17 protein-coding genes are annotated in these 13,684 nt (G+C 35.2%); 12 read left to right on the top strand and 5 right to left on the bottom strand.

Annotation, left to right across the window (positions count from 1 at the left end; genetic code table 11):
• Positions 1 to 35: 35 nt before the first annotated feature.
• Complete coding sequence (locus ACXAGS_RS11000) at positions 36 to 446, top strand: DUF4293 domain-containing protein (RefSeq protein ID WP_474906728.1); 411 nt, start codon at positions 36 to 38, stop codon at positions 444 to 446.
• 56 nt (positions 447 to 502) lie between these two features.
• Here the strand turns inward: ACXAGS_RS11000 and ACXAGS_RS10995 are convergent, their stop codons facing one another.
• Together ACXAGS_RS10995 and ACXAGS_RS10990 are read right to left on the bottom strand one after the other, a co-directional pair.
• The gene (locus ACXAGS_RS10995; RefSeq protein ID WP_474906727.1) at positions 503 to 1,360 is read right to left on the bottom strand and encodes a DUF6503 family protein; all 858 of its coding nucleotides are present in this window, start codon (positions 1,358 to 1,360) and stop codon (positions 503 to 505) included.
• Between the two features lie 51 nt (positions 1,361 to 1,411).
• Entirely contained in the window at positions 1,412 to 1,906 is a 495-nt protein-coding gene (locus ACXAGS_RS10990; RefSeq protein ID WP_474906726.1) for a metallophosphoesterase family protein, read from the bottom strand.
• Positions 1,907 to 1,987: 81 nt separating this feature from the next.
• Here ACXAGS_RS10990 and truA point away from each other — a divergent pair, with 81 nt between their 5' ends.
• The gene (truA, locus tag ACXAGS_RS10985) at positions 1,988 to 2,734 is read left to right on the top strand and encodes a tRNA pseudouridine(38-40) synthase TruA (RefSeq protein WP_474906724.1); all 747 of its coding nucleotides are present in this window, start codon (positions 1,988 to 1,990) and stop codon (positions 2,732 to 2,734) included.
• Positions 2,727 to 4,499, top strand: a complete 1,773-nt coding sequence (locus ACXAGS_RS10980) for an ABC transporter ATP-binding protein (RefSeq protein WP_474906722.1) — start codon at positions 2,727 to 2,729, stop codon at positions 4,497 to 4,499. The genes truA and ACXAGS_RS10980 overlap by 8 nt, the downstream gene beginning before the upstream one ends.
• Here the strand turns inward: ACXAGS_RS10980 and ACXAGS_RS10975 are convergent.
• The 3 genes from ACXAGS_RS10975 to folP are packed head-to-tail and all read right to left on the bottom strand — an operon-like array spanning position 4,496 to position 6,963.
• Positions 4,496 to 5,293 carry a DUF3667 domain-containing protein gene (locus tag ACXAGS_RS10975; protein ID WP_474906720.1) on the bottom strand — a complete coding sequence of 266 codons (798 nt, stop codon included), beginning with the start codon at positions 5,291 to 5,293 and terminating at the stop codon, positions 4,496 to 4,498. The genes ACXAGS_RS10980 and ACXAGS_RS10975 overlap by 4 nt on opposite strands.
• 5 nt (positions 5,294 to 5,298) lie before the next feature.
• Complete coding sequence (cdaA, locus tag ACXAGS_RS10970; protein ID WP_010517863.1) at positions 5,299 to 6,084, bottom strand: diadenylate cyclase CdaA; 786 nt, start codon at positions 6,082 to 6,084, stop codon at positions 5,299 to 5,301.
• A 45-nt stretch (positions 6,085 to 6,129) separates the two neighbouring features.
• A complete protein-coding gene (gene folP, locus ACXAGS_RS10965; protein ID WP_474906719.1) occupies positions 6,130 to 6,963 on the bottom strand; it encodes a dihydropteroate synthase in 834 nt (277 codons plus the stop codon).
• Positions 6,964 to 7,055: 92 nt separating this feature from the next.
• On the opposite strand from folP, the gene ACXAGS_RS10960 reads away from it, so the two are divergent.
• The 9 genes from ACXAGS_RS10960 (at position 7,056) to ACXAGS_RS10920 (ending at position 13,158) form a co-directional block, all read left to right on the top strand.
• Positions 7,056 to 7,598 carry a DUF1599 domain-containing protein gene (locus tag ACXAGS_RS10960; RefSeq protein ID WP_474906717.1) on the top strand — a complete coding sequence of 181 codons (543 nt, stop codon included), beginning with the start codon at positions 7,056 to 7,058 and terminating at the stop codon, positions 7,596 to 7,598.
• Position 7,599: 1 nt separating this feature from the next.
• Positions 7,600 to 8,697 carry a BT_3928 family protein gene (locus ACXAGS_RS10955; RefSeq protein ID WP_474906716.1) on the top strand — a complete coding sequence of 366 codons (1,098 nt, stop codon included), beginning with the start codon at positions 7,600 to 7,602 and terminating at the stop codon, positions 8,695 to 8,697.
• 6 nt (positions 8,698 to 8,703) lie between these two features.
• Positions 8,704 to 9,453, top strand: coding sequence for a triose-phosphate isomerase (gene tpiA / locus ACXAGS_RS10950; RefSeq protein WP_474906715.1), 750 nt, complete (start codon positions 8,704 to 8,706; stop codon positions 9,451 to 9,453).
• Position 9,454: 1 nt separating this feature from the next.
• Complete coding sequence (gene prmA, locus ACXAGS_RS10945) at positions 9,455 to 10,282, top strand: 50S ribosomal protein L11 methyltransferase (protein WP_474906714.1); 828 nt, start codon at positions 9,455 to 9,457, stop codon at positions 10,280 to 10,282.
• An 18-nt stretch (positions 10,283 to 10,300) separates the two neighbouring features.
• On the top strand, positions 10,301 to 10,576 hold the full coding sequence (locus tag ACXAGS_RS10940; RefSeq protein WP_474906713.1) for an ATP-dependent Clp protease adaptor ClpS: 276 nt from the start codon (positions 10,301 to 10,303) through the stop codon (positions 10,574 to 10,576).
• A gap of 109 nt (positions 10,577 to 10,685) precedes the next feature.
• A complete protein-coding gene (locus ACXAGS_RS10935; RefSeq protein WP_474906712.1) occupies positions 10,686 to 11,282 on the top strand; it encodes a hypothetical protein in 597 nt (198 codons plus the stop codon).
• A 230-nt stretch (positions 11,283 to 11,512) separates the two neighbouring features.
• Positions 11,513 to 11,740: a hypothetical protein gene (locus ACXAGS_RS10930; RefSeq protein ID WP_010517853.1), complete on the top strand. Its 228-nt coding sequence runs from the start codon at positions 11,513 to 11,515 to the stop codon at positions 11,738 to 11,740.
• 85 nt (positions 11,741 to 11,825) lie between these two features.
• Positions 11,826 to 12,686 carry a sugar phosphate isomerase/epimerase family protein gene (locus ACXAGS_RS10925; RefSeq protein WP_474906710.1) on the top strand — a complete coding sequence of 287 codons (861 nt, stop codon included), beginning with the start codon at positions 11,826 to 11,828 and terminating at the stop codon, positions 12,684 to 12,686.
• A 151-nt stretch (positions 12,687 to 12,837) separates the two neighbouring features.
• Positions 12,838 to 13,158, top strand: coding sequence for an integrase core domain-containing protein (locus tag ACXAGS_RS10920; RefSeq protein WP_474906708.1), 321 nt, complete (start codon positions 12,838 to 12,840; stop codon positions 13,156 to 13,158).
• Positions 13,159 to 13,684: the final 526 nt, after the last annotated feature.

Raw genomic sequence — 13,684 nt, 5'->3', positions numbered from 1 at the left:
AGAGCCTTAATTTTGCAATCCAATTTTAATCTAGAATGATTCAAAGAATACAGACATTGTATTTAGTAATAGTAGTGCTTTTAGCGGCCGTACTGCCCTTTTTTGTAAATCTATGGGTAGAAACAGAGGCAGGGCCCTTATTTGCTAAAGATGATGTACTTATTTCTATCTTATTTTATAGCGTAGCCGTTTTGGCCGCGATAAGCATATTGTTATTCAAAAAGCGACAAAATCAATTTGTGGTGAACCGTTTAAATATGCTTTTAAACCTTTTTTTACTAGGATTTTTCGTTTACCGATCACTAAACTTATCCGGAGAGACGGCGGTTTCTGAGAAGGGTATTGGGATGCTGATTCCTGTATTTTCTATCGTTTTTCTAGTCCTGGCCAACAGGGCGATCAAAAAGGATGAAGATCTTGTAAAATCTGTAGATCGTTTACGTTAGACCTAACATCTTAGTAGTATTAGTGCGTAAAAGCCCTTGTTGTTGCAAGGGCTTTTTTAATTATTAATGTTATCCAAGGTAAATCCGTTTGTAAACCGTACGGCATCTAGGGTCTGAATAAAAGAAGGATCTGTTGTATATGAACCATCTTTATTGGGTAGGTAATAGGCACGGTATGTAGCTATCATTTGCCCATCTATGTTTTTATAACTGTAATCTGTAAGTATTACGGGCTCTGTAATTCCTGCAAAGGGTAGCGAAAATTTAAAGCGGTCTATTAACTTGGTTTCTGGATTAATGTATAATATATAAATGTCATTTTGCGCTTTTCCGGTAATGGTAGCGTCGTAAGTAACTTCAACTATATCATAATTTGTGTTGTTGTGTAATTCTTTGCCAATGTATTTGGCAATCGTACCCGGGTTATTAAGCTTATAGGGCATTGTAAACCAAAAGTAATTGGCGCGTCTAATAAAATCTGATAATTGAATAACGTTCTTATCCTCAATAAATTTACCGTTAAGGCTTACGGTAGTTGTATCCCCATTAAAGAGGTGTACTACGCGCCCTTCGGTTTTAGGAAAAACATTTATTTGGTGTCTCTCATAAGCACCGTAAGAAACTTCATTTTTAAAGATGTAACGCTCTAAGGATTTGTCCGCTCTATTTTCCGCAGTTATTTCATAATTATAGGTAAATTCAACATCTTTCTTTTTCCATAAATCGGCCCACCCGCCATACGCTTGGGCTACTATTTTAAGTAGTTCTTTAGGTTTATTGGTATCGTATGTTGGTTCTTGTTGTTCCAACTTAGTAGTTGTGTTAACACTTTTGTTTTTTGAGGGGTTTTGCTTGCAAGAAAGTTGTAGGATAACTAAAAAAAGCAAGATTACTATAGTGTTTTTTTTGTTCATGATTGATTGATGTTAATGTGTATGGTTTTAAAACTGAAAGGCTAAATAGGCTTATTTTTTTCCGAGTTCTATAACCTCTAAATCTGTTATTTTATCCTTGTCTATTACAAAACGAAGCATAGTCCTAACCTGATGAAAACCATGTTTGCCGCATGCGCCTGGATTCATATGAAGCAAATCCAGTTTTTTGTCAAACATCACCTTAAGAATATGAGAGTGTCCACAAATAAACAATTTTGGCGGATTAGCCTTTATTTTCTCTTTTACCCTAACATTGTACCGGTTGGGATAACCGCCAATATGGGTAATCCAGACGTCTACATCTTCGCAAAAAAATCTATTGTTCTCTGGAAATTCTTTCTGAATTATATGGTTGTCTATATTACCGTGTACCCCTTTTACGGGTTTTATTTTTGCTAAAGCATCCGTTACGGATAAATCCCCAATATCGCCGGCATGCCAAATTTCATCAGCCTTTTCGGCATAGGCCAATATTCTTTCATCTATATAGCCGTGTGTGTCAGAAAGGAGTAAGACTTTTGTCATGCCCTAAAAATATGCTAAAAAAATACTTGTGCCAGAACTTACCAATAGATTAAAGTATCTTTAACGCTTCAATTACCAAGTTTGAGATATTTTATAGAATTTGCTTACAACGGTACGTCTTATCACGGTTGGCAACGGCAACCCAATGCCATTTCCGTACAACAAGTTTTGGAAGAAGCACTTTCTTTATTGTTACGCCAAAATATTTCTGTTGTTGGGGCAGGTAGAACAGATGCCGGTGTACATGCAAAACAGATGTATGCCCATTTAGATGTGGCCAACAAGTTAGATGTAAATGAACTGGTGAAAAGGCTTAATAACTATCTGCCAAAAGATATAGCTATTAAGCGTATTTTTCTTGTAAAAGAAGAGTCCCATGCAAGATTTGATGCTACCTTAAGAGCTTATGAATATATAATTGTACCGTTTAAGGATCCTTTTAGTCAAGAAAGCGCACATCATGTTTTTTTGCCGTTAGATGTTGAGGTTATGAACCAAGAGGCAAAAGCGCTATTAGGACGGCAAGACTTTGAGTGCTTTTCTAAATCCCACACAGATGTACACACTTATTTCTGTGAAATTACCCAAGCAGAGTGGCGTAAAGTTGGTGATAAATTGGTGTTTACCATTGCGGCCGATCGTTTTTTACGTAATATGGTCAGGGCCGTGGTAGGTACCCTTTTAGAAGTAGGGTTGCATAAAAAACCGTGCGGACATATTAAAGAGGTTATTGCGAGCAAGAGCAGAGGTAAGGCTGGTGTTTCCGTACCGGCTAAAGGACTATATTTAACTAGAGTAGAATATTCAGATATAGAAATAGATGAGTAAAGAAAAAGAAAGCGGAACCGCATTTGATTTTAGGCTATTTAAGCGTGTTTTTGCCTATACAAGACCCTATAGATTAATTTTTTGGGTGGTAGCAATTACCGCAATATTTTTATCGGCCTTTGCCATTTGTACACCAGTTCTTGTAAAACGAATTATAAACGAAGCATTGCCCAATAAGGATGCAGCCCAATTAACGTTTTTGGTACTATTAATGGGAGGTGTTTTGTTGGGGCAAGTGGTGAGCCAATTATCTTTTAATTACTATGCCAACCTTTTAGGAGAATCTGTAATAAAGGATTTAAGAATAGGATTGTTTAAAAAAATGATGGCTTTTAAAATGACCTATTTTGATAAATCTAGTATTGGGCTATTGGTAACACGTGCCGTGGCAGATATGCAACGAATAGGCGAGATTTTTAGTCAAGGTTTTTTTGTGATTGTTTCAGATTTGTTAAAAATGATAGCTGCTGCTGGGGTAATGTTGTATATGAACTGGCGCTTGGCTTTAATTGTTTTTGCAATTATGCCCATTATTTTGGTAGCTACCCGCTTGTTTCAAAAAGCCATGAAAGTGGCATTTATAGAAGTTAGGGCGCAGGTGTCTAATCTCAATTCTTTTGTGCAAGAGCGAATTGCAGGAATGAAAATTGTTCAGCTTTTTAACCGAGAGGCAATTGAAAAAGAAAAATTTAGGGCCATTAATGAAAAACATCAGAATGCGTGGTTAAAAACGGTTTGGTACAATTCTATTTTCTTTCCGGTAGCAGAAATCTCTTTTTCTATTGGTATTGGCTTGGTGGTATACTTTGGCGTAATTATGAGAATAGAGAGCGCTCAGCTAGATAACGTTGGTTCTATTTTTGCTTTCTTTTTTCTAATGGATTTACTGTTTAGGCCGTTACGCCAAATAGCGGATAAGTTCAATACCCTACAAATGGGAATGGTTGCTGCCAATAGGGTGTTTAAAATTCTAGATACGGACAGCCATATTGCGGATACGGGAACCCAAGAGGTCTCCAAGGTTAAGGGAAATTTGAACTTTGAGAATGTAACGTTCAGTTATGTACCTGGGGAGGAAGTTTTACATGGTATTAGTTTTGATGTAAAAGCTGGGGAAACCGTTGCAATAGTTGGTGCTACCGGTGCAGGTAAGTCTACTATTATTAACTTATTAAATCGTTTTTACGAAATAGACGCTGGAACAATAAAAATAGACGGAATAGCTATTAATGATTTTACGCTTCAATCCTTACGCTCTCACATTGCAATTGTATTACAAGATGTATTCTTATTTGCGGATACGATTAAAAATAATATCGCATTAAATTCAGATAAGGTAGATATGGAGGCTATTGAAGCGGCGGCCAAAGCTATTGGGGTGCACTCTTTTATTACAGAATTACCAGATGGGTACAATTATAATGTAAAGGAAAGGGGTACTATGCTATCTAGTGGCCAGCGACAACTAATAGCGTTTTTGCGTGCTTATGTTAGCAACCCTAGTATTTTAATTCTAGACGAAGCTACTTCTTCCGTTGATACGTACACGGAACAATTAATACAAGAGGCAACCAATAAAATTACAGAAGGTAGAACTTCTATTATAATTGCCCACCGTTTGGCTACTATTAAAAAAGCAGATAAGATTATTGTTATGGATGCTGGGGAAATTATAGAAATGGGCACCCATCAAGAATTGTTGGCTAAACAAGGCTATTACAGAGATCTCTACGAAGCTCAGTTTATGGCTAAAGAAGCTGTCTAAAACAAATTTTTAAAAGTGTCTGTAAAAGCTATTAAGTAAATTAGAATAGCTATGCTAAACAAGATGTGGATTATAAATCCAACACCTAGGAAGAACAATATCTTTAAGAGTAGTTGTTTCGAGTTGAGGTCAAAAACTTGTTTTAATAAATGGGAATAAAAACCAATATAGCCTATCATAGGACCAAATACCCCAATATAATAGACGGCTTTAGAATTCCAAATAAAGGATATATAAAGTATATTTATAATGATGCTAATTTGTGAATAACCGTATAGGTTTAATACAAAATGTTCGCTGAGATTTAATTGTTTTTTGTCAAAGAAAACCAGTTTGGAAATCAGAGATATAAACGGAATCATAAGCATGTAAAAAATACTTTGATATTCAGCTAAGATTTTCTGCCATTTTAAAAAAGAATCTGTCACAAATATTCCGATAGGTCCTTCTTGTCGTTTTTCATAAACCTCAAATTGATAGCTCAGGGCATCTGGAAAAAACTTATTATGTAAAAAAAAGAACAGTCCGCCAAGGGTAACCGCGATCATAAAATAAGAGATGGGGTTCATGTATTTTTTACGGGTACCGTTTATGTAGCCCAACACCACATCTTTTGGGTTGGTAAAAAGACTTGCAAAAGTTCGGGTAAAGGTGTTGTCTAGATTAAAGAAGCGCTCAGTAAAGTCGAACCATAAATTTTTAATGGTTATTCGGTTTCTGATCACTTTGGCACCACAACCTGGACAATAACTATAATCGGTTCTAAGTTGGTCTAAACAGTTTTTACATTCCATGGAGGTTAGGCAAGGTCTTTTTTTATCATTTCGGTTAGTTCTTCAATACTTTTGTAGGGAACAAAGTCTCCTGTTTTTATGTAGGTTATATTGCCGGTTTCTTCACTTACCACTAAACAAAGTGCATCGGTCTTTTCTGTAATACCAACTGCGGCACGGTGTCTTAAGCCATAGCGTAACGGTATGCTTCTGTCATTGCTTACGGGTAGAATTACGCGTGTGGCCGTAATAAAGTTGTCTTGTACAATTGCGGCACCATCGTGTAAAGGACTGTTTTTGTAGAAAATACTTTCTAAAATGGGTTGGGTAATTTCTATGTTCATTTTATCGCCACTACTTTTTATAAAATCTAGGCTGTTATTGCGTTCAATAACCAGTAGGGCACCTGTTTTACTAATCCCCATATTTTTACAGGCACTTACTATGGCATCTACATCTACATCTGTAGGTAAAGCCTCTTGCTTTAAAAATTTAAAATGTCTTATAAAACTTCTTTTGGAGGCAAAATTAGTAGAGCCTATCAATAACAAAAACTTTCGAATTTCTTGTTGAAAAACAATAATTAGTGCGATCAAGCCAATATTCATAAAGCCACCAACCATGCTGCTTATCATTTTCATTTGCAATAATTCGGTCAATTTCCATAAGGCCCAAACTATGACAATGCCTATGAAAATATTAATTGCTACCGTACCCTTTACTAATTTGTATATGTAATAGAGCAGTATGGCTACCAATACAATATCTATAAAATCGGTAATTCTAAACTCTAGAAAATTAAGGAATTCCAAAAGTGGTGTGTTTTTGTAAATTTAGAAAAATCTAATTAGTACCGTTTAAAAATTATTCGGATACAAGTTTTGCCATAATGTTATGGTTTCTTTAGCCTCTTTAACATCATGTACGCGTAATAGTTTAGCTCCTTGTTGTAGACAGACCATGTGTAAGGCCGTACTTCCATTTAAAGCTTGTTGTGCTGTTGTACCAAGGGTTTTGTAAATCATGGATTTTCTACTTATTCCCGCTAAAATTGGTAGCTCTAATTGTTGCAATAAATGCATTTTGGAGAGCAGTTCAAAATTTTGGTTTTGGGTTTTGGCAAACCCAAAACCAGGGTCTATAATAAGGTCGTTTAACTTTAGTGCCGTTGCTTGTGCTTTTAGCTTAGAAAAGTAGTGTGTAATATCTTTCACCAAATTTTCATAAGACGTTAATTGCTTCATATTTTGTGGAGTACCCCTCATATGCATAACTATATAAGGAACCTGAAGTTGGCCAACCGTTTCCATCATTTTCTGGTCTAATTGGCCTCCAGAGATATCGTTTACTATTGCTGCTCCATTTTCAATGGCTACCTGCGCAATGTTACTTCTAAACGTATCTATGGAAATTAAAATCTCAGGAAAAACTTTTACCAGTTTTTGTAAAATAGGTAGAAGTCGTTTTAATTCTTCTTCTTCAGTTATATGTTTGGCGTCCGGTCTAGAACTGTAAGCGCCAATGTCTATAAAAGTGGCACCGTCAGTAATCATTTTTTCGGTTTGCCTAAGGGCATCATCAAGGTTTTTGTGTTTACCGCCATCGTAAAACGAGTCTGGTGTAAGATTTAAAATACCCATTACTTTTGGGGCGGTAAGGTCTACTAAGTTACCCTTGCAGTTTATAGTCATAAAGTACAGCTGCTTTAAAGCGAATCATTATCTTTGGCTCAGAGCAGTAATAGCTCTTAATTTGGGCTCAAATTACGTAAAATAGCACATACATGCAGAAGACTTCGGAACAATACGATGCCATTGTGGCCAGCTGCAGGGAATTGTTCAAAAACAAAACAAAAGACTACGGTACGGCATGGCGTATCTTAAGATTGCCGTCTCTAACCGATCAGATATTTATTAAAGCACAGCGCATTAGAAGTTTACAAGAACAAGATGTTCGTAAAGTAGACGAAGGCGAAAAATCAGAATTTATAGGCATTATCAATTACGCTATAATGGCTTTGATACAGATACAGAAAGGAATTGCCAGTCAGCCAGATTTAAAAGCAGAAGAGGCATTAGCTTTATATGACGAGCAAGTAAAGGTATGTAAAACCTTAATGGAAGATAAAAATCATGATTACGGCGAGGCTTGGCGAGATATGCGAGTAAGTTCTTTAACCGATTTGATTTTACAAAAATTACTACGGGTTAAACAGATAGAAGATAATCAAGGGAAAACAATTGTTAGCGAAGGTATTGCGGCCAATTACCAAGACATGTTCAATTATGCGGTTTTTGCCATGATTCATTTAAATGAAGCGGAATAGTATGAAGGTTTTAACGGGGATTAGTAGAATTTTTGTTGGGATATTATTTATTATCAGCGGACTTATAAAGTTGAATGATCCCGTAGGGTTTTCATTCAAATTAGAAGAATATTTTAGCCCAGCTGTATTGGACTTATCTTTTCTAGAACCTTACGCTTTGGCCATTTCTATTTTTGTAGTTATTGTAGAAGTGTTGTTGGGCGTAATGCTGCTTATAGGGTTCAAGGCCAAATTTACAGTTTGGAGTTTATTGGCAATGATAATTTTCTTTACCTTCTTAACATTCTATTCGGCATATTTTAATAAAGTAACGGACTGTGGTTGTTTTGGAGATGCCATTAAATTAACGCCTTGGGAATCTTTTACAAAAGATGTTATCCTGCTGGTGCTTATTCTAATTTTATTAATAGGCATTAAATACATTAATCCTATTCTTCCCAAAAACAAAGAATGGTGGGCAATAGGTTTGGCTACCTTGTCTTGTGTGCTTTTTTGTTATCATGTCTTAAACCATTTGCCATCAAAAGATTTTAGGCCCTATAAAATTGGAGCAAACATTGAACAGGGCATGACTATTCCAGAAGACGCCCCACAACCTTTATATGAGTATACATGGACGTTTAATGAAAATGGTACTGAAAAGGAATATGTTACCAATGGTGATTATCCAGATGTGGGCGGCGAATTTATTGGGGTAGAAACCGTAGAGATACAAAAAGGATACGAGCCACCGATTCATGATTTTACCATAGAGCAAAATGGAGCAGATTTTACTTCTGAAATGTTGGCAGAGCCCAAGTTGGTCATGGTTATTTCATATGATTTGGCAAAGGCAGAATTAGAAGCTTTTAAAGCGGTAAAGAAGATTACGGATAGAGCCCTAAAAAAAGGATATAAGGTTATTGGCATGTCTGCCTCTAACAGCCAACAAGCCCAAGTGGTGATAAAGGAATACAAGCTAGATTTTGACTTTTATTTCACGGACCAAACAACCCTAAAAACAATAGTAAGGTCTAACCCAGGTATATTGGTTTTGGAGCAAGGAACCATAACAGAAAAAGTACATTATAACGATATTGAAACACTTAAATTAAAATAGAATCCTATGAGAAGCCAAATAGTAGCAGGCAACTGGAAAATGAATAAAAATTTAGAAGAAACTGAGGCGCTTTTGTCAGAACTAGCTGCCAAACTTCCAGATACCAAGGCAGAAGTTATAGTAGCACCAACTTATGTAAATCTTTCTACCGCTGTTAAAGAGTTAGATGGTTCTATTATACAGGTAGCGGCCCAAAACATGCACTTTGCTGCAAATGGGGCTTATACAGGAGAAATTTCTGCAGATATGTTGCTCAACATAGGGGTAGATACGGTAATCTTAGGACATTCAGAAAGACGTTCCCTTTTTGGAGAAGATGATCAACTACTATTGCAAAAAGTAGAAACCGCATTGGAAAAAAACATGCGTATTATTTTTTGTTTTGGAGAGGAATTAGAGGATAGAAAATCCGATAATCATTTTGCAGTTGTGGAGCGCCAACTAAAAAATGTTTTGTTTGGGTTGCCTGCTGATAAATGGAGCAAAATAGTTTTGGCCTATGAGCCGGTTTGGGCTATTGGTACAGGCGAAACAGCTTCTCCTGAACAAGCACAAGAAATGCATGCTTTTATAAGAAAAACTATTGCAGATGCGGTAAATTCCGCTGTTGCAGAAAATGTTACCATACTTTACGGTGGCAGTGTAAAGCCAGCTAACGCAAAAGATATTTTTTCTAAGCCAGATGTAGATGGAGGTTTAATTGGTGGAGCTTCTTTAAAAAGTGACGATTTTATAGAAATAGTGAAAGCAATATAAATTGGAATATTTAGAAATAGCATTTAAAATTTCACCATTACAACCTGCTTCGGATATTTTGATTGCAGAGTTAGATGCAATGGAGTTCGAAAGTTTTGTGGAGCAAGAAGATGGGCTAATCGCTTATGTGCAGAAAGATATTTTTGACCTTAAGGCATTAGAAGAAATTTATCTATTTCAACAAAAAGAATTTGATATCTCTTGGACCAGTAAAACGGTAAAACAGCAAAATTGGAATGCCGAATGGGAAAAAAGCTTTAAACCCATACTGGTCCAAGATAAATGTATGGTAAGGGCACCTTTTCATGAAAAAAAGACGGTTACTTACGATATTATTATAGAACCCAAAATGAGTTTTGGTACGGGCCATCATGAAACCACTTTTATGATGTTAAGTCATATTTTGGATTATGATTTTACGGGAAAATCCGTTTTGGATATGGGTTGTGGAACGGGTGTTTTGGCCATTTTGGCAGAAATGCGTGGCGCTACGGATTTAGAGGCAATAGATATAGATAATTGGTGCTACCTAAATAGTCTTGAAAATGCGGAACGTAATAATTGCAATAAAATTACGGTAAAAGAGGGCGATGCCAGTTTACTAGGGGATAGAAATTATGATGTTATTTTGGCCAATATCAATAGAAATATTCTTTTAAAAGATATCCCAACATACGTTTCTTGTCTCAAAGAAGGTGGAGTCCTATTTTTAAGTGGCTTCTATTTAGAGGATTTAGAAATGATATCCTCAAAATGTGCAGCAAATGGTTTGCAATTTGAAAAAAAATTAGACAAGAATAATTGGGTTGCGGCAAAATATGTATTTTAGGGTAAGAAGCAAAGGGCTATGGGAGCACAGGAACAATATTCAGAAGAGCTTTTATTAGAAGAGGACGTTGGCAATCAAAATGAGATTGTCTTGTTTAATGATGATGTAAATACCTTTGACCATGTTATTAATACGTTGATTGCAGTTTGTGAACATACACCGGAACAAGCGGAACAATGCTCATTAATTGTACATTACAACGGAAAATGCACGGTTAAGACAGGAGACTATGACGATCTTAAGCCAAGATGTACCAGGTTATTACAAGCAGGATTAAGTGCAGAAATTGTTTAGCATAAATCTTTTGCTAACAATACTTTTACGTTTAACATAGGTAATTTATATGCCTTACGTCTATATTTGTTTTTAGCCTAACCAACTAGACCAAACTGTTTTACCAAGCATGAGCAATTTTTTTAAAGCAGAACTAAAAGATAAATTCTTGCAGTATGCAGCCGATCGTGAAGATTATTTTCAAGCACAATTGCTCTATGATGAATTTTTAAGACCCCATTATAGTCTTGAGTATGTAATACGCCTAATTAGGGAAATTATGGATTATGACCATGATTTACTAGACATAATGAGTGGCAATGGTTCAAAAATTTTTATGCTCTCTGCAACCGCACTAACAGCAGATTTTTTAGAAGAAGGTGGTTTTACCCAATTATTTATTCAGGAAGAAGAAAAATGGGATGTTTTTATTGATCAGCTATCAAATAATAGAAAATTATCTGCGATAGAAAAGCAAAACTTAGCGTTAAAACAAAAAAAGAAATTTAAAAAAGAAAAGGCTTACTTGTTTACTTTATTGGCTGCGGTAGGTATTAGTTTTGTTTTCACGGTCTATAGTATGTTGGGTAACCTTGTGGGTAAAAAGAAATACCTTACCGAAGCAGATGTAAATAAAAAAATAGAACAGGTAAACAGTCAAAATCAACAACTTCTATTAGAAATAAAGGAACTAAAAAACGTTATCAAAACTAGAGATACAATTTAGTTACCGCCGTTCATGGAAACTTTTTATTTGCCAAAAGTTTTTTTAAGTATTATTTAATATTAAGATTAACGCTTAATTCCCTATATTCGAAAATTATTTTTTAACACTTGCATTTTTGCTGCAAAATTTGTTTATGTTAAAAAATAAATTTGTAATAATTATGGAGCCAAAGGCTAAAAAAGTTCAAGATTAATACGCTTTTGGTGTAACATACATAACCTTATTGAAAAATGACTGCAGAATTATTGGAAAAGGCTACGGAGTTTGAGAACAGGACGCTAAGTCATATGTCCACAAGTGACCGTGTAGAAGCTTCAAGGGAAGCAAAACAGTTAATTTTAGATATCAACGAAATATATAAGGAGACCAAAGATTCAGAACTTATGGATTTGATGAAACGGTTGACTGAAAAGAAAAAGAAAATTGAAAAACGTTTAAAAGGAAATCCTTTAGCATAAAATATTAACCCGTGTAAAAGCGGGTTTTTTTATGGGTTTTGTTTTAATCATGTATCTTTAATAACTACCACAAAAACTGTATAAAATGACATCAAAACTGAAAAAGCTAATTTATCTTGGCTTAATCGTAATTGTATTACAATCCTGTACTAATGGTAATTTTGGCGGATTAGCACTTTACACTGTAAGGGACGATATGGGTAAGGCGCCAATTGAAACTTTAAAATCGGTTTCAGAAACTGGCTACGCTTATGTAGAAGCCGCAGGTTATGACAAAGGAATGTATTATGGTATGCAACCAGCTGCATTTAAGGATTCTTTACAGCAATTAGGCCTTAAACCTTTAAGTTCTCATCAAAGTTCCATCACAATTGATAATGCAGATAAACAATTAGCGGATGCCAAAGCAGCAGGTTTTACATATGTAGTAGTTCCTATACCTCCTATGGGCATGTTTACCTTTGATCAAGCTACCATGAAAATGGGTATGAACGGCACTAAAGAACAGCTTTTAAAAATTTTAAACGAATTAGGTAAAAAAGCCGATGCCGCGGGTATTCAATTACTTTATCATAATCATGATTTTGAATTTATGAAAGGCGAAGATGGCAGTATCCTAATAGATTATTTATTAGAGAACACCGATCCAAAATATGTGAATTTTCAGATGGACTTGTATTGGGTAACCAAAGCAGGTGTAGACCCCTTGGCCTATTTTGAAAAATACCCGGGTAGATTTAAATTATGGCATGTAAAGGATATGGACGATGAAGGTAAATTTGCTCCTGTTGGGGAAGGCCATATCGATTTTAAAAGAATTTTGGCAGAAAAAGACAAATCTGGAATGGAAGGCTATTTTGTGGAGCAAGACATGACGTGGGATAAAAAACCACTAGAGGTTATTAAAATTAGCCATGAAGGCTTAAAAGAAATCGGTTTTAAATAAAACGGGTTTATTAAATAATAAAAAAGCCATACTGAGAAATCGGTATGGCTTTTTTGTTAGCGTTAAACTATAACTGCTTAATTTTTATTGTTGCCTTATCTTTATACCACTACCAAAAGCTATGAAAAGATTTTATCTGGTATAGTTTTTAGTGTTGTGTTTTCTTACGCAAGGGCAAGAAAGCGCCCCTATACAGGCAATTTCACCTTTAACGTATGATGGTGAAAATCAGAATTGGGCCATAGCAGAAAGGATAAATAAAACTCTTAAATATGAATATGGGTTAAAAAACACCATCAAAAACACCCAACTGGCACAAAAGATGACCAAAAAAGCTATCTTTATTTACAACAATTTTAGGACACATTGGAGCTTGGGCCTTAAAACACCAAACCATATGCATGTAAACAAAAACAACAAGTACAAAGCGTACCGAAAAAACAAAAAACAACTGGAATTTTTAACCATTTAATCATAGAAAAATGGTCAACCTATTTGAGGACAAGACACGACAAACCGACTAAACACTTAATTATGAACAAGAAAATTATATTTTTAATTAGCGGAATAGTAACTGGAATAGCTTTTCTCAACTCTATTTCTGGATATTTAATTGATAATTCTTATGAAATAGACTGGACATCGACTCTAATGTCTTTGTTTTTTGCTCTTTTATCCTTGACTTATTACTTCAAATTGAAAAAATCTGAAAAGTAATCTTAATGAAAAAGCTTTTTCTTATAGTAGAATAATCCTGTAAAAAAAGACACAAATGGACTTATTAAAAAATAGGCAAAAGGACTTTTCAAGGACTTATTCAATACATTGATGGACTCACCAAAATTGTGCAAAAAAAGAATAGGATTTTTGCATAATTTAAACGTAACAAAAAAACGGAGAAAAAACGTTTGGTAACATTATGTATAGCCAATTGCGGTCGAATTTCCAGACGGAAATTCAACCTTAATTTCCTATATTTATTCCCAACCGTACGGTAT

This window comes from Croceivirga sp. ABH4_376, from assembly GCF_056160685.1.
Note: the sequence above shows the minus strand (reverse complement) of the source record. Positions and strands in the feature narration are given on the sequence as shown.